Genomic DNA, 20697 nt, shown 5'->3' with positions numbered 1-20697 from the left:
TCTCCTTCGGATGGGGTTCCCCGGCTCAGAGGCCGAGGTAGGCGCGGCGCAGTTCGTCGCTGCCGAGCAGGGCGTCCGGCGCGCCCGAGAAGCGCACGCTGCCGTTCTCCAGCACATAGGCGCGGTCGGCGATCTCGAGCGACTGGCCGACGTTCTGCTCGACCAGCAGCACCGCGAGGCCGCCGTCGCGCAACTGCCGGATCAGGGTGAACATCTCTTCGACGAGCAGCGGCGAGAGGCCGAGCGAGGGCTCGTCGAGGATCAGCAGCACCGGCTCGGCCATCAGGCCGCGGCCGATCGCCAGCATCTGCTGCTCGCCGCCGCTCATGGTGCCGGCGTTCTGGCGGATGCGCTCGCGCAGGCGCGGGAAGATGCCGAACACCTTTTCAAGGTTGCTTGCCCGGCGTTCGCGGGCCCGCGTGAAGGAGCCGAGCTCGAGGTTCTCGAGCACGCTGAGGTTCGGGAACACCTTGCGGCCTTCGGGCACCTGGATCAGCCCGGCCTTGACGACCTCGCGGTAGTGCGCGCCGCTCAGGTCCTTGCCGTCGAAGCGGACGCTGCCGCTCCAGGCCGGGCACAGGCCGCAGACCATCTTGTTCAAGGTCGACTTGCCGGCGCCGTTGCTGCCGAGCAGCGCGACCATCTCGCCGGCCTTCACCTGCAGGTCGACGCCGCGCAGCACCTCGACCCGGCCGTAGCCGCCGCGCAGGCCCTGGATCTCCAGCAGCGCGGTCATCGGACTTCTCCCTTCGCCGCTGCCGCCTTGCGCAGCCGCGCCGCGGTGCCATGCCCCAGATAGGCCTCGACCACCTTGTCGTTCGAGGTCACCTGGGCCGGGCTGCCCTCGGCGATCAGCTGGCCCTGCGCCAGCACCCACACATGCTCGGCCAGGTTCATCACGGCCTGCATCACGTGCTCGATCATGAGCACCGTGACGCCGCCATCGGCGATGCCGCGCACCACCGGCATCATCTCGGCGATCTCCTGCGGATTGAGGCCGGCCAGCACTTCGTCGAGCAGCAGCAGGCGCGGCTCGGTCGCCAGTGCGCGCGCCAGTTCGAGCCGCTTGCGGCCGGCGACCGTGAGGTCGGAGGCCGGCTTGTCGAGCTGCGCCGCCAGACCCACGCGCCGCGCCACTTCGTCCGCGCGCCGCAGTGCCGCGCCACGGCTGCGCTCGTGCAGGTGGACGCCGACCGCGATGTTCTCGCGCACCGTCTGGGCCGCGAAGGGCTTGACGATCTGGAAGGTGCGCGTCATGCCGAGCAGGGCGTTGCGATGCGGCTCGCGGCCCGTGATGTCCTGTCCCGCGAAGCGCACGGTTCCGGCATCGGGCTTGAGGAAGCCCGACATCAGCGCGAACAGCGTGGTCTTGCCCGCGCCGTTGGGTCCGATCAGCGCCGTGAGGCTGCCTTCGGGCACCGAGAGGCTCACGCCCTGCACCGCCTTCAGGCCGCCGAAGGCGCGCGAGATGCCGTCGAGGACGAGCAGCGGTTCAGCCACGGCCGCCTCCCTTCGCCTGCGACCAGAGCTGCCGCACCGAGAGCCCCACGCCCGCGATGCCGCGCGGCAGGAAGATCACGATCAGCACCAGCACCGTGCCGTAGATCACCATGTTGATGCCGGGCAGTTCGCCGAACAGGTTGCGCGTGAGGTCGGCCAGCAGATGCAGCACCACCGCGCCCAGCACCGGCCCCCAGAGCGTGCCGACGCCGCCGACGATGGCCGCCACCAGCGCCTCGACCGAGGTCGCCGAGCCATAGGCGATGCCCGGGTCGATGTACTGGAACACCTGCACGTAGAAGGCCCCGGCAGCACCCATGAAGGCGGCCGAGATGCCGATCGCGCCGAGCTTGACGCGGAACGGGTTCACGCCAACCGCGCGTGCCGCGTCCTCGTTGTCGCGCACCGCCTGCAGCCAGGCGCCGAAGCGGCCGTTGCGCAGCCACCAGGTGACCAGCAGCGCGGCGGTGACGAAGGCCAGCACCACCCACAGGTAGCCGGCGCGCGAGGCGAACTGCAGGTTCGACGGCGCCTCGCGCAGCGGCAGCATCAGGCCGACGCCGCCGCCGGTGAACGGCACCGAGGTGGCGAGGATGCGGAACACCTCGGCGAAGGCCAGCGTGACCAGCGCGAAGTACGAGCCCTTGAGCCCGTAGCGGAAGCTCAGCGCGCCGATGAACAGGCCGACCGCCGCGGCGCCGGCGAGCGCCAGGGCAAGCGCCACCCAGGCGTTGATGCCGCCCTGGAGCTGCGCGATCGCCTGGATGTAGGCGCCGGTGCCGAAGAACAGCGCATGGCCGAAGGAGAACTGGCCGCCGAAGCCGCCCAGGATGTTCCAGGCCTGCGCGATCAAGGTGGCGTAGAGCGCCATCATCACGAAGTTGAGGGTGGTGCCCGAGGACGTGACCAGCGGCACGCAGGCCACCAGCAGGGCGAACAGGGCGATGCCCGCCAGTTGACGCGGGCCGCTCATGCCTTCGCTCCGAACATGCCCTGAGGCCGAAACAGCACGACTCCGATGAAGATCGCGAAGATGCCGATCTGCCCCAGCGATTCGCCGAGGTAGAGCCCGCCCAGCGACTCCACCACGCCGACCAGGAAGCCGCCGATCAGCGCGCCGACGAAGCTGCCCATGCCGCCCAGCACCACGATCGTGAAGGCCACCAGCACGAAGCCGCCGCCGACCTGCGGATTGACGTAGTAGGCCGGCAGCAGGAAGCAGGCGGCCGCGCCGAGGCAGGCCAGGCCGATGCCGAAACTCATCGCGTAGACATGGTCGACGTCGATGCCCATCAGCTTGGCGCCTTCCTTCTCCTTGGCGACTGCGCGGATCGCGCGGCCCAGGTCGGTGCGGCCCATGATCCAGAACAGCAGCGCCGACACCACCAGCGCGCCGGCGAAGGCCACCAGCTTGGGCACCGCGATCATCGCGGGCCCGATCGCGACCGTGCTGAGCGAGTAGGCGGTGTCGATGTTGCGCGTGTCCGACTTGAAGAACAGCAGCGCCAGGTTCTCCATCACGATCGCGATGCCGAGCGTGACCAGCAGGATGTTCTCGTCCTTGCCGTGGCCGGCCCGGTTGATCACGATGCGCTGCAGGCCGTAGCCGAGCGCGAACATGGCCGGAATCACCAGCGGCAGCGCCAGGTAGGGATCGATGCCCCAGCGCTCCTTGAGGAAGTACACCGCATACAAGGCCAGCATCAGCGAGGCGCCGTGCGCGAAGTTGATGATGTGCAGCACGCCGTAGATCAAGGTGAGGCCGAGCGCGATCAAGGCATACACCGCGCCGGTCGTCAGGCCGTTCAGGACCGACGAGAAAAGGATGCTGGGGTCGAACATGTGCCTTGTCTAAAAGCCGGCCGGCGCAGCCAGGCCCGTTGGTGAAACACCTCGGAACCGGCTTTGCCGGGCCGACGGTGTTGCCCCCGGTAGGGGGTGGGCGCCCGGACACGAAGTGCCGGGCAACCTGGGGGCGAGCTCCATCTCTAGGCGTTCAAGGGGAACATGGGCTCGACCTCGCGGAAGTCGCGCGGGATGATCACCTTGATGTCGTTCTTCACGACCTGCGTCATCAGCGGCTGCGCGCCTTCGTTCTGGCCGTTGACGAACTTCGTCGGGCCGTACGGCATGATGTGGTTGGCGAACGTGCTCTTCTCGAGCGCGTCGATGATGGCGGCGCGCTCGCTCGACCTGGCGCGCTCCAGCGCATCGGCCAGCAGCCCCATCGCGGTGTAGGTCATGAAGACCTCGTAGCTGAAGAACTGGCCCTGCGCCTCGACCCGGCGGCGCAGTTCCTGCGAGCGCTTGTCCTTCGGGTTGAACCAGTGGTTGCAGTCGATGATGCCGTTCGCCGCCTCGGGGAACTCCTTCACGAACTTGTAGCTCGACGCCGCCCCGCCCAGCACCGAGAAGATCGCCTTGGGCCGCACCTTCTGCTGCTGCATGGTGCGCACCAGCAGCGCGTACTCGTTGTAGTAGTTGGCCGGGATCACGATGTCGGGGTTGAGCGACTTCATGCGCAGCACGATGTTGTTGAAGTCGCGCGTCGGGTTGGCGTGCTTCACCACCTCCTTGACCTCGAAGCCGTAGCCCGGCAGCTCGCGCGCCAGCAGCGCCGCGGTGCCGGCGCCGAACAGCGACTCCTCGTGGATGATCATCACGGTCTTGGCCGGATTGCCCGCGGCCTTGTTGAGCACCAGCAGGTTGGCCATCGCGACCTCGGTCGACTTCTTGTAGCCGGGGCCGAAACGGAAGGTGTTCTTGAGGCCGCGCTCGACGATCTGGTCGGCCACGCCGACATCGACCACGTGCGGCAGGTTGTACTTGGCCGCGGCCTGGGTGGTGGCCAGGCAGATCGCCGAGGCGAAGGCGCCGACGATCGCCGAGACGCCGGCCTCGTTCATCTTCTCGACCTCGGCCGCACCGGCCTGCGGCTGCGACTGCGCATCGCCGAGCAGCGCTTCGAGCTTGGCGCCGCCGAGCGACTTGATGCCGCCGGCCTTGTTGATGTCCTCGATCGCCATCAGCGCACCGAGCCGGCACTGCTGGCCCGAGTAGGCCAGCGCGCCGGTCACGGGATGCAGCACGCCGACCTTGATCGGCTTCGGCTGGGCGCCGGCCACCAACGGAAACGCGATGGCGGAAGCCACCGCGGCGGATTGCGACATGAAGCGGCGGCGGTCGGGACGATCGAAGCGATTGGGCATGGGGCTTTCCTTTTTCTTCAGTTGAACTGGGCTGACACGTCTTTGCTGACCCACACCTTGGCGTCGATGCTGCCGACCCGCGACAGTTGCATCTCGTAGGTGTAGCGATCGGGCCGGTAGAAGCCGTGCAGCCACTGCACCGGGCGTTCGGCTTCGTCGTAGATGAGGCGGCGCACGGCCAGCAGGGCCGAGCCCACCGAGACTTCCAGATGCTCCGCAAGCACGTTGTCTGCCAGGCGCGCCGAGATGGTCTGGTGCGCGCGGCCGACTTTCACGCCCGACTCCTCGAGCAGCACCAGGATCGGCTTCCTGGAGAGTTCGCGGCGGCCGAACTTGCGCGCGATGTCGTTTGGCACGTAGGTCGTGATGTGCGACAAGGGGCCTTCGCGCGTCGAGCGCACGCGCACCGCCTTCTGCACCGCGTCGCCGAGCTTCAGCTGCAGCGCGTCGGCCACCTGCGTGGAGGCGGAGATCGTCGCCACGTCGATCACCTTGACCGAGGTGTGCAGGCCCATCGTCACGAGGTTCTCGAGCAGGCCGCGCAGGTTGGCGCGCGCCATGCCGTCGGCCGCGCGTGCTTCGCTGCCCGGCTTGGGCGCCACCGGGCGCGTGCGCCGGCCGGGGTTGCGCGAGATCAGGCCTTCGGACGACAGCTGCCCGAGCGCGCGCCGGATCGTCACGCGGGCCACGCCGAACTGCGCCATCAGCGCGAGCTCGCCCGGCACGCCTTCGGCGAAGCGCCCTTCCTCGAGTTGCTCGCGCAGCACCAGATAGATCTGGTGGTACTTCGGCAAGGGCATCTGCGACATGCCCGCGATGGTTGGGCACTTCGATTGTTCTGTCAATGGGACATTTGAAGACAGGTCGAAACCTGTCCCATCCGGCCGCCCCGGCTTCGTTCAGGCGCTCTCAGGGCTCGCCGGCCAGGTCCCGCGTCGACTCGCGCACCACCAGTTCGGGCCGCAGCACCACCGTGAAGCTCGACAGCACGCGGCCCTCGATGCCTTCGAACAGCATCTCGGCCGCGCGCCAGCCCAGCTCGCGGTGCGGCAGCCGGATCGTGGTGAGCGGCGGGTTGACCATGTCGACCAGCGGCATGTCGTTGTGGCCGGTGATGGAGATGTCCTGCGGCACGCGGATGCCGTGCGCGCGCAGGACATCGTAGGCGCCGAGGGCCACGAGATCGTTGCAGCAGACCACGGCCTCGGGGCGCTCATGGCCCTCGAGCAGCTTCTGCATCGCGACCCGGCCCGCCTCGCGGCTGTAGCCCTCGCACGCCTCGACGCAGGCCAGTTCGAGCCCGCGGTCGCGCAGCGCCTGCTCGACGCCCTGGCGGCGGCCGACGCCGGTCGGCACGTTCTGCGGGCCGGCCAGGTGGCCGATGCGGCGATGGCCGAGCGACACCAGGTGGTCGACCGCCAGCTTCATCGCCAGCCGGTCGTCGCTTACCACCGCGGGCAGGCGCCCGCTCTCGTCGGCCCGGTTCACCAGCACCGCCTGCATGCCGGCCTTGGCGATGTAGTCGACCAGCGGATCGTCGCGCGTGGCGATCGCGAGCACCAGTCCGTCGACCCGCTGCGCCAGCATGCGCTCGACGATCGGACGCGCCAGCGTGGGGTCGACCACGTTGGTGACGAAGACGAAGTAGCCGCGCGCCGCCGCGCTGGCCTCGATGCCCTGAAGGATCGGCGGAAAGACCGGGTTGGTGATGTCGGGCACCAGCACGCCGATGGTGTGGGTGCGCCCGGTGCGCAGCGCCGAGGCCGCGCGGTTGGGCCGGTAGCCGAGCTTGCGCGCCGCCTCCTCGACCACCTTGAGCACCTCGGCGCTGATCAGGCCGCGCTTGTCCGGATTGAGCGCGCGCGAGACCGTGGACACGTGCACGCCGGCAGCCTGCGCGACATCGCGGATGGTGACGGTGGACGCAGGCTGGGGCTTCATGGGTGCAAACGATTGATGACTTCAGTTTCAGCGGCTTCTGGCATTTTCCACGATGACGTAGTGGATTTTTGGATTGTACTTTCCGCCGATATCGGGAAATAATATGCAAACGTTTGCAGAAAGGCCGAACACCCCATGAACTTCGTCACCACTCCCGAATCGGTGCTCCAGATCGCCCTCCAGGCCATGGAGCGCACCCCCGACCCGCGCCTGCGCAGCGTGATGGCCGCCCTCACCCGCCACCTGCATGCCTTCGCGCGCGAAGTCGAGCTGACCGAGGACGAATTCGAGCGCGCGCTCGAGTTCCTGGTCGCCATCGGCCAGGCCAGCGGCGACAAGAAGAACGAGGTGGTGCTGGCCGCCGACCTGCTCGGCGTCTCGACGCTGGTGGCCCTGCTCAACAACCAGGACCCGCAGGGCGAATCGCCGGCCGCGCTGCTGGGCCCGTTCTGGCGCGCCAACGCGCCGGTCTGCGATTGCGGCGAGAGCATCGCCCGCTCGGAAACGCCGGGCGTTCCGCTCGAGGTCGCCGGCACGGTGCGCGACGCCGCGGGCCGGCCGGTCGCCGACGCGACCATCGACGTCTGGCAGGCCTCGCCGGTCGGGCTCTACGAGAACCAGGACCCGGGGCAGGAAGACATGAACCTGCGCGGCCGCTTCCAGACCGATGCCGACGGCGGCTTCCATTTCCGCAGCGTGCGTCCGGCCGGCTATCCGGTCCCGACCGACGGCCCCTGCGGCGAACTGCTGCGCGCCCAGCTGCGTCATCCCAACCGTCCCGCGCACCTGCACTTCATGGTCAGCAAGCCGGGCCACAAGGTGCTCGTCACGCAGGTCTTCGCGGACGACGACGAGAACCTCGAGAGCGATCCGGTCTTCGGCGTCACGCGCCGGCTCATCGGCCGCTTCGAGCCGCAGCAGGGCGGGCAGAACGCCACGCTGCAGTACGACTTCGTGCTGGAGCCCGGGGAGATGAAGTTCCCGCGCGCACCGATTCCCTGAACCACCGCATCCCATGCCTTCAACCCTGGAAACCTCATGAGCTTCGATCCCACACCCCGACTCGACGGCAAGGTCGCCGTCATCACCGGCGGCCTCGGCGCCATCGGCTATGCGAGCGCACGCAGGCTCGCCGCGCTCGGCGCCAGCTGCGTGCTGCTGCACCGCAAGGGCGAGGACGCCGACGCCCGCGCCGCGGCCCTGCCCGGCGGCGAAGGCCAGCGCCATGCGGCCTTGCGCGCCGACATCGTCGACACCCCGAGCCTGCAGCGGGCCGCCGCCGAGGTGCAGGCCGGCTACGGCCGCTGCGACATCCTGGTCAACAGCGCCGGCCACACGCGGCCGGTGCCGGCCGCCGACCTCGACGCGCTGACCGACGAACTCATCGACGAGCTGCTGCGCGCCAACTTCCGCGGCGTGTTCGCCACCATCCGCGCCTTCGCGCCGATGCTAAAGGCCAGCGGCGACGGGCTGGTGGTCAACGTCTCGTCGATCGCCGGCTTCACCGGCGTCGGCAGCAACCTGGCCTATGTCGCGGCCAAGGCCGGGCTCGACGTCGTCGGCGATGCACTGGCCAAGGCCCTGGCGCCCGCCGTGCGCGTGGTCTCGGTGTCGCCGGGCGCGGTCGAATCGGGCTTCGTGCCGGGCCGCGGCGCCGAGTTCGCCGACAAGATGGCCGCCACCACCCCGCTGGGCCGCATCGGCCGACCGGAGGACGTGGCCGCCACCATCGAAGCGCTGGCCACCACGCTGCGCTTCGTCACGGGCACCCGCATCGTGGTCGATGGAGGGCGTCACCTGTGAAAACGCTGATCACCTGCGCGGTCACGGGCAACCTCGTGAAGCCCGAACAGACGCCGCACCTGCCGATCACGCCGGCGCAGATCGCCGACGAATGCCTGGCCGCGGCCGAGGCCGGCGCCGGCCAGGTCCACATCCACGTGCGCGATCCCGAGACCGGCAAGCCGTCGATGGAGGTCGAGCTGTACCGCGACGTGGTCGACCGCATCCGCAGCCAGAACCGCGAACTCGTCATCAACCTGACCACCGGCCCCGGCGGCCGCTTCATCCCGAGCGAGGACGATCCGAAGGTCGCCGCGCCGGGCAGCACCTTGCTGCCGCCCGAGAAGCGGGTCGAGCACATCGCGCTGATCAAGCCCGACGTCTGCTCGCTGGACCTCAACACGATGAACTCGGGACCCGACGTCGTCATGAACACGCCGAAGAACGTGCGCCGAATGGCCCGCGTGATCCGCGAGGCGGGCGTCAAGCCCGAGCTCGAGATCTTCGACTCCGGCGACATCAACCTGGCGCTCGATCTCATCGCCGACGGCACGCTCGAAGGCCCGGCCATGTGGACCTTCGTCCTCGGCGTGAAGTACGGCTTCGCGCCGACGCCCGAGACCCTGCTCTATGCCCGCAACATGCTGCCGCGCGGCGCCTTCTGGAGCGCCTTCGGCATCGGCCGCATGGAGTTCCCGATCGTCGCCCAGGCCTGGCTCATGGGCGGCCACGTGCGCGTCGGCATGGAAGACAACATCTACCTCGACCGCGGCGTGCTGGCCGAGAGCAACGCGCAGCTGGTCGCGAAGGCCAGGGACATCATCGTCAGCCTGGGCGGCGAGGTGGCTTCGGCGCGCGAGGCGCGCGCCATGCTGGGACTGGAAGGAGGCCGCGCATGAACGCCGTCACTGTCAACGAAAGCGCCCGCGCCCTGCGGCTGGCCCGCAAGGCGGCCGACCTGGCCGGACTGCAGCTCGAAGCGACGGCGCAGCCCGAGCCGGTCGCCAAGCCCGGCTTCGCGGTCGTGCGCGTCGGCGCCGCGGCGGTCAACCCGAGCGACGTCAAGGCTGCGCTCGGCCTGATGCCCCAGGCCGCATGGCCCCGCACACCCGGGCGCGACTTCGCCGGCGTGGTGGTCGACGGCCCGAGCGAATGGATCGGACGCGAGGTCTACGGCTCCGGCGGCGACATCGGCATCACGCGCGACGGTTCGCATGCGCGCTTCCTGGTGCTGCCCGAAGCGGCGCTGCGCGACCGTCCGCGCAGCATCTCGATGGACGAATCGGGCGCGGTCGGCGTGCCCTTCGTCACGGCCTACGAGGGCTTCCGGCGCAGCGGCATGCCGCAGCCCGGACAGACCGTGCTGGTGCTCGGCGCCAACGGCAAGGTCGGCCAGGCGGCGGTGCAGCTCGCGGCCCAGGGCGGTGCGCGCGTGATCGCGGTCCAGCGGCGCGCGGGGCCCTTCGAGGGCTTCGCCTGTGCGGCGGTCGAAGTGGTCGATGCCACCCGCGGCGACGTCGGCGAGCGGGTGCGCGAACTGACCAACGGACGCGGCGTCGACATCGCCTACAACACGGTGGGCAGCGCCTACTTCGAGGCCGCCAACAAGGCGATGGGCAAGGGCGCGACGCAGATCCTGATCTCGACCCAGGACCGTGCGGTGCCCTTCGACATCTTCGCCTTCTACCGCGGCATGCACAGCTATGTCGGCATCGATTCGCTGGCGATGGACTGCGTCGCCGCGACCGCGCAGCTCGATGCCATGCGCGAAGGCTTCGAGCGCGGCACGCTGAAGCCCTTTCCGGTGGCGCGCGCCTTCACGCTCGACCAGGCGCTGGAAGCCTACAGGCTGGTGCTGTCCGGCAGCACCGACCGCGTCGTGCTGCGGCCCTGAGGAGCAGATGCCATGCACCTGACCCGATTCGACCAGGCACCGGCCTACGAGGCGCCCAACCACTTCGACATGCGCTGCCTGCGGCTGCAAGGCAAGGAGGCCGGGCCGTCGACCCAGATGTGGATGGGCATGAGCCAGATCCTGCCGGGCGGCCACACCACGCTCGACGGCTCGCCGATCGAGAAGCTCTACCTGGTGCTCGAGGGGCGGCTGACCGTGGTGTCCGAACTCGACGGCCGCCAGGAAGAGCAGGAGCTCGGCCCCTACGACAGCTGCCGCTTCGCGCCGGGCGAGAAGCGGCAGTTGCTGAACCGCAGCCAGCGGCCGGTGCTGGTGGCGCTGGTCATGGCCAACGCCGCACCGGGCTGAGCGTCTTTTCGCCTTTCGTCGTTCCTCGACACACCCATCATTCCAACGGAGACAAACCCATGACGACATTCTTCCTCGGCCGCCGCCAGCTGCTCGCCGCAGCGATGGCCCTCTGCGCCTTCCCGGCCGCCCAGGCCCAGGGCGACTGGCCGCGCGGCCAGACGATCCGGATGGTGGTGCCGTTCACGGCCGGCAGCGGGACCGACATCGTGGCCCGGCTGGTGGCCGAGCGACTCGGGCCCGCGCTCGGCACGAGCGTCATCATCGACAACAAGCCGGGCGCCGGCGGCACGCTGGGCGCGGCCCAGGTCGCCAAGGCGGCACCCGACGGCTACACGCTGCTGGTCCATTCGGCCGGGCACCTGGTGAACCCGTCGATCTACCCGGGCCTCTCATACGACACGCTGAAGGACTTCGCCGGCGTCACGCCGCTGGCCAGCCTGCCCAACGTGCTGGTCGCCACGCCGGCCCGCTTCGCGGACGTGAAGGACCTGGTCGCGCAGGTCAAGGCCAAGCCCGGCAGCTTCAACTACGCCTCGGCCGGCAACGGCTCCGCGACCCACATGAACGCCGAGGTGTTCCGCCTCGCGGCCGGCCTGCAGGCCCAGCATGTGCCCTTCCGCGGCACGCCGGAAGCCATGACCGAGGTGATGGGCGGACGGGTCGACTGGTTCTTCGCGCCGATGGTGTCGGCGCTGCCGCTGATCAAGGACGGGCGGCTCAAGGCGCTGGCGGTCGGCACCAGCAAGCGCTCGTCCGTCATGCCTCAGGTGCCGACCACGGTCGAGGCCGGCGTGCCCGGCTCCGAGTACCTGTTCTGGGTCGGCCTGTTCGCGCCGGCGAAAACGCCGAAGCCGATCGTCGACCGGCTGCAGGCCGAGGTGGCGAAGATCATGGCGGCGCCCGATCTCAAGGAGCGCCTCGACAAGCTCGGCGCCGAGCCCTTCACGATGCCGTCGGCGGACTTCGACAGGTTCCTGGCCGACGAGACCGCCAAGGCCCAGCAGGTGGTCAAGGCGGCCGGGATCAAGGTGGACTGAGCCACCGAACCATTTTCATCTCGGTGATCCACCACCCGATCGCCTGACCCGCAACGCATGAAACTGGCGCAGCGAACTGCCAGGGATACCGCGGAACCGGCTTTGCCGGGCCGCTGGTATCGCCCCCCTCGAGGGGGGAAGCGCCGCAGGCGCTTCGGGGGGTGTTTCCGTTTCAGAGTTTGAACGGCACCACTTCCTGGCGCTGCTCGCCGAGGCCCTCGATGCCGAGGGTCATCACGTCGCCCTTCCTGAGGAACACCGGCTGCGGCTTCATGCCCATGCCGACGCCGGGCGGCGTGCCGGTGGTGATGATGTCGCCGGGCTCGAGCGTGTTGAGCTGGCTCACGTAGCTCACCAGCTTGGCGACGTTGAAGATCATCGTCTTGGTGCTGCCGGTCTGCACGCGCTTGCCGTTGAGGTCGAGCCACATCGCGAGCTTCTGCGGATTGGGAACCTCGTCGCGCGTGACCAGCCAGGGACCGATGGGGCCGAAGGTGTCGAAGCCCTTGCCCTTGTCCCAGGTCAGGCCGCGCTCGAGCTGCCATTCGCGCTCGCTGACGTCGTTGATCACGCAGTAGCCGGCGACGAAATCGAGCGCGTCCTTTTGCGAGACATAGCGCGCGCGGGTGCCGATCACCACGCCGAGCTCGACCTCCCAGTCGCCCTTGACCGAGCCCTTGGGCAGCATGACGGGATCGTTCGGCCCCTGGATGCAGCTGTTGGCCTTGGTGAACACCACCGGCTCCTTGGGGATCGGCATGCCCGATTCGGCCGCATGGTCGGCGTAGTTGAGCCCGATCGCGATGAACTTGCCGACCTTGGCCACCGGGCAGCCGTAGCGCGGCTTGCCCTTGACCAGCGGCAGCTTGTCGACCTTGAGCTTGCGCAGCTTGGCCAGGGCGGCGTCGCCGAGCTGGTCGGGGCCGATGTCGCCGACCACCGCGCTGAGGTCGCGCAGCTTGCCTTCGGCATCGACCAGGCCGGGCTTCTCCTTGCCCGGGTTGCCATAGCGAACGAGTTTCATGAATGTCCTTTGTCGTTGGATCAGTAGGTGGAGCGACCGCCCGAGAGGTCGAAGGTCGCGCCGGTGGAAAAAGAGCAATCTTCGGTGCAAAGCCAGGCCACCATCGCGGCCACCTCGTCGACCGTGCCGAAGCGCCCCATCGGGATCTTCGACAGCATGAAGGCGATGTGGTCGGGCGTCATCTGGTCGAAGATCGCGGTCTTGACCGCCGCCGGCGTCACGCAATTGACGCGGATGCCGGTGTCGGCGAGCTCCTTGCCCAGCGACTTGGTCAGCGCGATCACGCCGGCCTTGCTCGCGCTGTAGGCGCTGGCATTGGGATTGCCGTCCTTGCCCGCGACCGAGGCGATGTTGACGATGCGGCCATAGCCCTGGCTGCGCATCTGGCCGACCACCTCGCGGCAGCAGATGAAGAGGCCCGTGAGGTTGACCTCCATGACCTGGCGCCAGGCGTCGACCGGGTAGTCCCACAGCCGCGTGTTGGGGCCCGTGATGCCGGCGCTGTTGACCAGCGCGTCGATGCGACCGGCCTGCGCCAGCGTCGCCGCGACGGCCTTGGCCACCGAGGGCTGCTGCGTGACATCGACCGTCAGCGCATAGGCCTTGGCGCCGAGCGCCCAGGCAGCCTTGGTCGCGGCCTCGCCGTCGCGGTCCCACACGGTGACGCTGCCGCCGGAGGCCAGCAGCCGCTTGGCGATGCCGAAGCCCAGGCCGGTGGCGCCGCCGGTGACGACCGCGTGCCGGCCGTTGAAGTCGAGCTGGTTCATATCATGATGCCGCCGTCGACGGTGAAGGCCTGGCCGGTCGCGAAGACGGATTCGTCGCTGGCCAGGAACACCACCACCGGCGCGATCTCCTCGGCCCGCGCGAGCCGGCCCATCGGCTGGCGCGCGATGAAGGCCTTGCGTGCTTCCTCGGGGTCGGCGTTGGCGTTGATGCGGTCGCCGAGCGAGGGCGTGTCGACCGTACCGGGGCAGACCGCATTGCAGCGGATGCCCTTGGTCACGTAGTCGGCGGCGACGCTCTTGGTGAGGCCGAGCACCGCCGCCTTGGTGGTGCCGTAGACGAAGCGGTTGGGCAGGCCCTTCATGCTCGAGCACACGCTCGCCATGTTGATGATGCTGCCGCGGCCGGCCGCGAGCATGCCCGGCAGCACCGCCTGGATGGTCCAGAACTGGGCCCGCACATTGAGGCTGAAGGCGAACTCGAGATCGGCGTCGGCGGCGTCGAGCACGCTGCCGTTGTGCACCACGCCGGCGCAGTTGAAGAGCACGTCCAGCGTCGGCAGCGACTTCACGAGCGCGGCGATCGCGGCCTTGTCGAGCACGTCGAGCCTGGCGGTCTTGACGTTGGCGACGCCGTCGAAGCGCTCCAGCAGCTTCTCGTTGACATCGGTGGCCCACACCTGCGCGCCCTCGGCCGCGAGTGCGAGCACGCTCGCATGGCCGATGCCCTGTCCGGCCGCGGTGACGAGCGCGGTCTTGCCCTGAAGTCTCATGGAATGTCCTCTCGAAGCTGGTAGCGATGGTGATGCCGCGAAGGCCGCCGCGCATTCAGGGTTTCGCCCGATGGCTGGTCTCCGATGCGGATCGTATTCTGAATTGGCCTTACCACTTGTCCAATTCAGGACAACCCTTAACGCCCCCCCAGCCCCACGTGCCGCTTCAAACCGTCGAGCCCCAGCGCCTGTATCGCCAGATCGCCGACCAGCTGCGCGCGCTGATCGCCGAGGGCGAGTTCGCGGTCGGCGCCCGGCTGCCGGCCGAGCGCGACCTCGCCAGGCAGCTGGGTGTCAGCCGCCCTTCGGTGCGCGAGGCGCTGATCGCGCTCGAAGTCGAAGGCTGGGTCGAGGTGCGCACCGGCTCGGGCGTCTACGTGCTCGACCGCTCGCACCGCGCGGCGGCGCCGGTGGCGGCAGCCGAATGGGGGCCGCTCGAACTGATCCGCGCGCGCCGCGTGGTCGAGGGCGAGACCGCGGCGCTGGCCGCGGCGTCGGCCAAGCGCCGCGACCTCGACACGATGTCGCGCGCGATCGAGAGCATGCGCGAGATGGCCGACCGCAACGTGATGCCGCTCGAGGGCGACCGGGCCTTCCACCTGGCGATCGTCGAGGCCTGCGGCAACGTGGTGCTGTCCGAGACCGTGCAGGGCTTCTGGGATTCGCGCAACGGCCCGATCTTCACCCGCCTGGGCGGCTACTTCGAGACCGTGAAGTCCTGGCGCAGCGCGATCGCCGAGCACGAGGCCATCCGCGACGCGATTGCCGCGCGCGACGCCGAGGCGGCCCGCAGCGCGATGCACGAGCACATGGACAAGTCGCACCAGAGATTCAGCGCCAGCTGGCGCCGCGCCAAAGCCACCTGATCCCCGCCCGAGTCAGCCTTTCTTTTCCAACCACAACGGAGACAAGCCGATGACCAGCAAACGTTTCGCCCTCAGAACCCTCGCCGCCTGCGCCATCGCGGCCGGCGCTCTCGGCGCCTTCGGCCTCGCGCAGGCCCAGACCAAGCTCAAGTGGGCACATGTCTACGAGACCTCCGAGCCCTTCCACAAGTACTCGGTGTGGGCCGCCGAGGAGATCAAGAAGCGCACCAACGGCAAGTACGACATCCAGGTCTTCCCGGCTTCGAGCCTGGGCAAGGAATCGGACATCAACCAGGGCCTGACGCTGGGCACGGTCGACATCATCCTGACCGGCGCGAGCTTCGCGGGCAACACCTACAAGCCGCTGGCCGTGACCTACTTCCCGTTCATCTTCCGCGACTCGGAGCATCTGCTGAAGTACGCGCAGAGCGATGTCTTCAAGGAGCTCGCCAAGGGCTACGACGAGAAGAGCGGCAACCACATCACGGCCCTCAACTACTACGGCGCGCGCCACGTGACCTCGAGTGCCGCCAAGCCGGTCAGCAAGCCCGAGGACATGAAGGGCCTGAAGATCCGCGTGCCCGATGCGCCGGCCTACCTCGCATTCCCGAAATCGCTGGGCGCCAATGCCACGCCGATCGCCTTCGCCGAGGTCTACCTCGCGCTGCAGAGCGGCACGGTCGACGCCCAGGAGAACCCGCTGCCGACCATCGAGGCCAAGAAGTTCTACGAAGTGCAGAAGAACATCTCGCTGACCGGCCACATCGTCGATTCGCTGCTCACCGTGACCTCGGGCCAGCTCTGGGGCAAGCTCAGCGCCGATGAAAAGAAGATCTTCAGCGAGGTGATGCAGGAAGCCGCCGAGAAGACCGGCCGCGAGATCATCGCCTCCGAGATCCGCCTGGCCGACGAGTTCAAGAAGAAGGGCAACAACGTCATCACGGTCGACAAGAACGCCTTCCGCGAAGCCGTGCTGAAGGCCACCAAGCCGACCGACCAGGGCTATCGCCAGCAGGACTACGACCGCATCCTCGCGATCAAGTAGGCCGCGCCTGCCGCGCCCGGCGACCGCGCGGCCGCCGGGCCCTTCGCCCCAACGACAAGGACCCACGATGAGCGACCAGAAACTGCTCGGCGACGACGGCGAGTTCCATGTGACCGACGAGGCGATCGACCTGTCGGACACCATCTTCGAAGGCTGGCTCGCGCTGGGCATCTTCTGGCTGCTCGGCCTCACGGTGCTCTACCAATTCGTCACGCGCTACGTGATGAACGACTCGGCCGCCTGGACCGAGGAGATCGCGCGCTACCTGCTGGTGGGCGTGGTGTTCGTCGGCGCGGCGATCGGCGTCGCCAAGAACAACCACATCCAGGTCGATTTCTTCTACCGCCACATGCCGCCGGCGATGTGCCGCGTGATGGGCATCCTGGTCGACCTGGTGCGCACGCTGTTCTTCGTTGCGGCCGTGATCATGACCGCGCAGATGATGGCCAAGATCGGCAACAACGCGAGCATGACCATCGTCGACCTGCCGATGAACATCGTCTACGGCGTCTGCCTGTTCGGCTTCCTCGCCATGCTGGTGCGCTCGATCCAGGCCAGCGTGGTGCACTGGCGGCGCGGCTACACCGTGCTCGAGCGTCCCGAAACCACCATCCACGACCGCTGAGGACGCCGCATGCTGAAGATCGCTTTCCTCCTTTTCATGAGCGCCGGCATCCCGGTCGCCGTGGCCATGGCCGGCGCCTCGCTGGTCTACATCCTTTGGACCGGCAACCTGCCCGGCTTCGTCGTCATCCATCGCATGGTGAGCGGCGTCGACAGCTTCCCGCTGCTGGCCGTGCCCTTCTTCATCCTGGCCGGCAACCTGATGAACAACGCGGGCATCACCAACCGCATCTACAACTTCGCGCTGGCGCTGGTAGGGTGGCTCAAGGGCGGACTCGGCCACGTCAACGTGCTGGGTTCCGTGATCTTCTCGGGCATGAGCGGCACGGCCATCGCCGACGCCGCGGGCCTGGGCACCATCGAGATCAAGGCGATGAAGGAGCATGGCTACTCGACCGAGTTCGCGGTCGGCGTGACGGCCGCTTCGGCCACGCTCGGCCCGATCATTCCGCCGAGCCTGCCCTTCGTGATCTACGGGATGATGGCCAACGTGTCGGTCGGCGCGCTGTTCATCGCCGGCATCCTGCCGGGCGCGATCATGACCCTCCTGATGATGCTCACGGTCACCTACTACGCGCACAAGAACGGCTGGGGAGCGGACGTCAAGTTCCAGTGGCCGCGACTCATCAAGGCGCTGGTCGAACTGCTGATCGTCTGCCTCTGGCCGACGCTGCTGTGGATCGCGGTCGACGACTTCGGTGCGCCCGCGCAGCCGGCGGTGCTCGTCGCGCTGGTCATCCTGTTCGTCGCCGACAAGATCTTCAAGTTCGACGCGGTGCTGCCGATCATGACGCCGGTGCTGCTGATCGGCGGCATGGCGACGGGCCTCTTCACGGCCACCGAAGGCGCCATCGCGGCCTGCGTCTGGGCGATGGTGCTGGGCTTCTTCTGGTACCGCACGCTCAAGTGGAAGATGTTCGTCAAGGTCTGCCTGGAGACGGTGGAGTCGACCTCGACCGTGCTGTTCATCGTCGCGGCCGCATCGATCTTCGGCTGGATGCTCACGGCCACGGGCGTCACGGCGGACATCGCGGCCTGGGTGCTCAACTTCACCAAGGAAGCCTGGGTGTTCCTGCTGCTGGCGAACCTGCTGATGCTGTTCGTCGGCTGCTTCCTCGAAACCACCGCGGCGATCACGATCCTGGTGCCGATCCTGCTGCCGATCTCGAACCAGCTCGGCATCGACCCGGTCCATTTCGGCGTGGTGATGGTGCTCAACCTGATGATCGGCGTGCTGCACCCGCCGATGGGCATGGTGCTGTTCGTGCTCGCCCGCATCGCCAACCTGAGCATCGAGCGCACCACGATGGCGATCCTGCCGTGGCTGATACCGCTGCTGCTGAGCCTGGCACTGATCACCTACTGGCCGGCCACCGTGCTGTGGCTGCCGAAGATCATGCAATGAATCCACCCACGAGAACGGGAGCCCCGATGAACCCCTTTATCCGTCTCCATCCCGCCGACGACGTCGTCATCGCGCGCGGGCAACTGGTCGGCGGCACGCCGGTCGAGGACGTGACGGCGCGCGGCCTGATCCCGCCCGGCCACAAGGTCGCGGTGCGCGCCATCGCCGAGGGCGCGCCGGTGCGCCGCTACAACCAGATCATCGGCTTCGCGAGCCGGCCGATCGCGCCCGGCGAGCACGTGCATACGCACAACCTTGACATGGGGCCCGACAAGGGCCACTTCGAGCGCGACTACGCCTTCGGCGCCGACGTGAAGGCGCCGCCGCCGAAACGCGAGGCCACCTTCATGGGCATCCGGCGGGCCGACGGCCGCGTCGCGACGCGCAACTACATCGGCGTGCTGACCAGCGTCAACTGCTCGGCCACCGCGGCACGCGCGATCGCTGACCACTTCTCGCGCCAGACCCACCCGGCGGCGCTGGCCGACTTCCCGAACGTCGACGGCGTGGTCGCGCTCACGCACGGCACCGGCTGCGGCATGGACACCGGCGGCATGGGCATGCAGCTGCTCGAACGCACTCTCACGGGCTACGCCACGCACCCCAACTTCGCCGCCGTGCTGGTGGTCGGACTGGGCTGCGAGGCGAACCAGATCAATGCCTGGCTCGCCACCGGCCACCTGAGCGAAGGCCAGAACTTCCGCGTCTTCAACATCCAGGACACCGGCGGCACCCGCAAGACGGTCGAGAAAGGCGTGGCGCTGATCAACGAGATGCTGCCGAGGGCCAACGCCGTGAAGCGCGAGCCGGTGAGTGCCGCCCACATCACGATCGGGCTGCAGTGCGGCGGCTCCGACGGCTACTCGGGCATCAGCGCCAACCCGGCGCTGGGCGCCGCGGTCGACCTGCTGGTGGCGCACGGCGGCACCGCGATCCTGTCGGAGACGCCCGAGGTCTACGGCGCCGAGCACCTGCTGACGCGCCGCGCGGTGCGGCGCGAGGTCGGCGAGAAGCTGGTCGAGCGCATCCGCTGGTGGGAGCACTACACCGCCATCAACGAGGGCGAGATGAACAACAACCCCTCGCCCGGCAACAAGGCCGGCGGACTCACGACCATCCTCGAGAAGTCGCTGGGCGCGGTGGCCAAGGGCGGCACCAGCAACCTCGAGGCGGTCTACGAGTACGCCGAGCCCGTGACCGCGCACGGTTTCGTCTACATGGACACGCCGGGCTACGACCCGGTCAGCGCCACCGGCCAGGTGGCGGGCGGCGCCAACATCATCTGCTTCACCACCGGCCGCGGCTCGGCCTACGGCTGCGCGCCCTCGCCGTCGCTCAAGCTGGCCACCAACTCGGCGCTGTGGCAGCGGCAGGAAGAAGACATGGACATCAACTGCGGCGAGATCGTCGAAGGCACGGTGTCGATCCAGGAGATGGGCCAGCGCATCTTCGAGATGGTGCTGGCGACCGCTTCGGGCGAGCCGTCGAAGAGCGAGCGCCACGGCTACGGGCAGAACGAGTTCGTGCCCTGGCAAGTCGGCGCGGTGATGTAGCGCGATGGCCTCCTCCGTTCAAGCGCCCTACGGCACGCTCGAAGGCACCGGCATCGAGAAACTCGATCCGCGCTTCAACCGGCTGGTGCCCGGGCCCGAGAAGGTCGAGCGGCTCTGGACCGGCGCCCGCTGGTGCGAAGGGCCGGCATGGTTCGGCGCCCATCGCACGCTGATCTGGTCCGACATCCCGAACAACCGCATGATGCGGCTCGACGAACGCAACGGCGGCGTCGCCGTGTTCCGCGAGCCGGCCGACAATTCGAACGGCAACACGGTCGACCGCCAGGGGCGTCTCGTGAGCTGCGAGCACCTGACGCGGCGCGTGACCCGCACCGAGCACGACGGCAGCCTCACGGTGCTGGCCTCGCACTGGCAGGGCCTGCGCCTGAACTCGCCGAACGATGTCGTGGTCCACTCCGACGGCGGCGTCTGGTTCACCGATCCGAGCTACGGCATCCTGAGCGACTACGAGGGCCTCCGCGCCGACAGCGAGATCGGCGCCTGCAACGTCTACCGCATCGACCCCGCGAGCGGCGCGGTGGACCTGGTCGCCGACGATTTCGTCAAGCCCAACGGGCTGGCCTTCTCGCCCGACGAATCGATGCTCTACATCGCCGACACCGGCGCCAGCCATGCGGACGGCGGACCGCGCCACATCCGCCGCTTCGCGGTTGCGGGCGATGGTCGCCGGCTGGGGGACGGCAGCCTGTTCGCGGAATGCACGCACGGCATGTTCGACGGCTTCCGGCTAGACACCCAGGGCCGCATCTGGACCAGCGCCGCCGATGGCGTGCATGTCTACGATCCCGACGGCAGCCTGATCGGCAAGATCCTGCTACCCGAGCGCGTGGCCAACGTCTGCTTCGGCGGCCCCAAGCGCAATCGCCTCTTCATCTGCGCCACGAGTTCGCTCTACGCCATCACCGTCAACGCCAGGGGAGTCTGAA

At 68.6% G+C, this 20697-nt stretch carries 22 protein-coding genes; 12 read left to right on the top strand and 10 right to left on the bottom strand.

Annotation, left to right across the window (positions count from 1 at the left end; all coding sequences use genetic code 11):
* Nucleotides 1–25 precede the first annotated feature (25 nt).
* The 7 genes from QTI45_RS08345 to QTI45_RS08315 form a co-directional block, all read right to left on the bottom strand.
* Nucleotides 26–736: an ABC transporter ATP-binding protein gene (locus QTI45_RS08345; protein ID WP_286654017.1), complete on the bottom strand. Its 711-nt coding sequence runs from the start codon at nucleotides 734–736 to the stop codon at nucleotides 26–28.
* A complete protein-coding gene (locus QTI45_RS08340; protein WP_286654016.1) occupies nucleotides 733–1500 on the bottom strand; it encodes an ABC transporter ATP-binding protein in 768 nt (255 codons plus the stop codon). The genes QTI45_RS08345 and QTI45_RS08340 overlap by 4 nt, the downstream gene beginning before the upstream one ends.
* Nucleotides 1493–2473, bottom strand: a complete 981-nt coding sequence (locus QTI45_RS08335; protein WP_286654015.1) for a branched-chain amino acid ABC transporter permease — start codon at nucleotides 2471–2473, stop codon at nucleotides 1493–1495. The genes QTI45_RS08340 and QTI45_RS08335 overlap by 8 nt, the downstream gene beginning before the upstream one ends.
* Nucleotides 2470–3342, bottom strand: a complete 873-nt coding sequence (locus QTI45_RS08330; protein WP_286372878.1) for a branched-chain amino acid ABC transporter permease — start codon at nucleotides 3340–3342, stop codon at nucleotides 2470–2472. The genes QTI45_RS08335 and QTI45_RS08330 overlap by 4 nt, the downstream gene beginning before the upstream one ends.
* Nucleotides 3343–3488: 146 nt before the next feature.
* Nucleotides 3489–4709: an ABC transporter substrate-binding protein gene (locus tag QTI45_RS08325; RefSeq protein ID WP_286372877.1), complete on the bottom strand. Its 1221-nt coding sequence runs from the start codon at nucleotides 4707–4709 to the stop codon at nucleotides 3489–3491.
* Nucleotides 4710–4726: 17 nt separating this feature from the next.
* On the bottom strand, nucleotides 4727–5509 hold the full coding sequence (locus tag QTI45_RS08320; RefSeq protein ID WP_286372944.1) for a GntR family transcriptional regulator: 783 nt from the start codon (nucleotides 5507–5509) through the stop codon (nucleotides 4727–4729).
* A gap of 109 nt (nucleotides 5510–5618) precedes the next feature.
* The gene (locus tag QTI45_RS08315; protein WP_286372876.1) at nucleotides 5619–6650 is read right to left on the bottom strand and encodes a LacI family DNA-binding transcriptional regulator; all 1032 of its coding nucleotides are present in this window, start codon (nucleotides 6648–6650) and stop codon (nucleotides 5619–5621) included.
* Nucleotides 6651–6785: 135 nt separating this feature from the next.
* On the opposite strand from QTI45_RS08315, the gene QTI45_RS08310 reads away from it, so the two are divergent.
* Genes QTI45_RS08310 through QTI45_RS08285 form a run of 6 tightly spaced genes read left to right on the top strand, consistent with a single transcriptional unit; the run spans nucleotide 6786 to nucleotide 11735 of the window.
* Nucleotides 6786–7652 (top strand): dioxygenase family protein, encoded by an 867-nt coding sequence (locus tag QTI45_RS08310; RefSeq protein WP_286372875.1) that lies wholly within the window; start codon nucleotides 6786–6788, stop codon nucleotides 7650–7652.
* A gap of 36 nt (nucleotides 7653–7688) precedes the next feature.
* The gene (locus tag QTI45_RS08305; RefSeq protein ID WP_286372874.1) at nucleotides 7689–8453 is read left to right on the top strand and encodes an SDR family NAD(P)-dependent oxidoreductase; all 765 of its coding nucleotides are present in this window, start codon (nucleotides 7689–7691) and stop codon (nucleotides 8451–8453) included.
* The gene (locus QTI45_RS08300; RefSeq protein ID WP_286372873.1) at nucleotides 8450–9331 is read left to right on the top strand and encodes a beta-keto acid cleavage family enzyme; all 882 of its coding nucleotides are present in this window, start codon (nucleotides 8450–8452) and stop codon (nucleotides 9329–9331) included. The genes QTI45_RS08305 and QTI45_RS08300 overlap by 4 nt, the downstream gene beginning before the upstream one ends.
* Nucleotides 9328–10326 carry a quinone oxidoreductase family protein gene (locus tag QTI45_RS08295; protein WP_286654014.1) on the top strand — a complete coding sequence of 333 codons (999 nt, stop codon included), beginning with the start codon at nucleotides 9328–9330 and terminating at the stop codon, nucleotides 10324–10326. Before QTI45_RS08300 ends, QTI45_RS08295 begins: the two co-directional genes overlap by 4 nt.
* Before the next feature lie 12 nt (nucleotides 10327–10338).
* On the top strand, nucleotides 10339–10695 hold the full coding sequence (locus tag QTI45_RS08290; protein ID WP_286372871.1) for a cupin domain-containing protein: 357 nt from the start codon (nucleotides 10339–10341) through the stop codon (nucleotides 10693–10695).
* Between the two features lie 59 nt (nucleotides 10696–10754).
* On the top strand, nucleotides 10755–11735 hold the full coding sequence (locus QTI45_RS08285; RefSeq protein WP_286372870.1) for a tripartite tricarboxylate transporter substrate binding protein: 981 nt from the start codon (nucleotides 10755–10757) through the stop codon (nucleotides 11733–11735).
* Nucleotides 11736–11907: 172 nt separating this feature from the next.
* Here the strand turns inward: QTI45_RS08285 and QTI45_RS08280 are convergent, their stop codons facing one another.
* From QTI45_RS08280 to QTI45_RS08270, 3 genes are read right to left on the bottom strand one after another with little or no spacing between them, the layout of a single operon-like run.
* Nucleotides 11908–12759, bottom strand: coding sequence for a fumarylacetoacetate hydrolase family protein (locus tag QTI45_RS08280; protein WP_286654013.1), 852 nt, complete (start codon nucleotides 12757–12759; stop codon nucleotides 11908–11910).
* Between the two features lie 20 nt (nucleotides 12760–12779).
* The gene (locus QTI45_RS08275) at nucleotides 12780–13526 is read right to left on the bottom strand and encodes an SDR family NAD(P)-dependent oxidoreductase (protein ID WP_286372868.1); all 747 of its coding nucleotides are present in this window, start codon (nucleotides 13524–13526) and stop codon (nucleotides 12780–12782) included.
* The gene (locus QTI45_RS08270; protein WP_286372867.1) at nucleotides 13523–14257 is read right to left on the bottom strand and encodes an SDR family oxidoreductase; all 735 of its coding nucleotides are present in this window, start codon (nucleotides 14255–14257) and stop codon (nucleotides 13523–13525) included. The genes QTI45_RS08275 and QTI45_RS08270 overlap by 4 nt, the downstream gene beginning before the upstream one ends.
* 158 nt (nucleotides 14258–14415) lie before the next feature.
* Between QTI45_RS08270 and QTI45_RS08265 the strand changes: the two genes are divergently transcribed.
* The 6 genes from QTI45_RS08265 (at nucleotide 14416) to QTI45_RS08240 (ending at nucleotide 20696) form a co-directional block, all read left to right on the top strand.
* A complete protein-coding gene (locus QTI45_RS08265) occupies nucleotides 14416–15123 on the top strand; it encodes a FadR/GntR family transcriptional regulator (protein ID WP_286372866.1) in 708 nt (235 codons plus the stop codon).
* 49 nt (nucleotides 15124–15172) lie between these two features.
* Nucleotides 15173–16168 carry a sialic acid TRAP transporter substrate-binding protein SiaP gene (locus tag QTI45_RS08260; protein ID WP_286372865.1) on the top strand — a complete coding sequence of 332 codons (996 nt, stop codon included), beginning with the start codon at nucleotides 15173–15175 and terminating at the stop codon, nucleotides 16166–16168.
* A 67-nt stretch (nucleotides 16169–16235) separates the two neighbouring features.
* Nucleotides 16236–16793, top strand: a complete 558-nt coding sequence (locus tag QTI45_RS08255; RefSeq protein WP_286372864.1) for a TRAP transporter small permease — start codon at nucleotides 16236–16238, stop codon at nucleotides 16791–16793.
* 9 nt (nucleotides 16794–16802) lie between these two features.
* A complete protein-coding gene (locus QTI45_RS08250; RefSeq protein ID WP_286372863.1) occupies nucleotides 16803–18197 on the top strand; it encodes a TRAP transporter large permease in 1395 nt (464 codons plus the stop codon).
* Nucleotides 18198–18223: 26 nt separating this feature from the next.
* Nucleotides 18224–19750: a UxaA family hydrolase gene (locus QTI45_RS08245; protein WP_286372862.1), complete on the top strand. Its 1527-nt coding sequence runs from the start codon at nucleotides 18224–18226 to the stop codon at nucleotides 19748–19750.
* Between the two features lie 4 nt (nucleotides 19751–19754).
* Nucleotides 19755–20696: an SMP-30/gluconolactonase/LRE family protein gene (locus QTI45_RS08240; RefSeq protein ID WP_286372861.1), complete on the top strand. Its 942-nt coding sequence runs from the start codon at nucleotides 19755–19757 to the stop codon at nucleotides 20694–20696.
* Nucleotide 20697 lies beyond the last annotated feature (1 nt).

The organism is Variovorax saccharolyticus (assembly GCF_030316765.1).
GTDB lineage: Bacteria > Pseudomonadota > Gammaproteobacteria > Burkholderiales > Burkholderiaceae_C > Variovorax > Variovorax saccharolyticus.
Note: the sequence above shows the minus strand (reverse complement) of the source record. Positions and strands in the feature narration are given on the sequence as shown.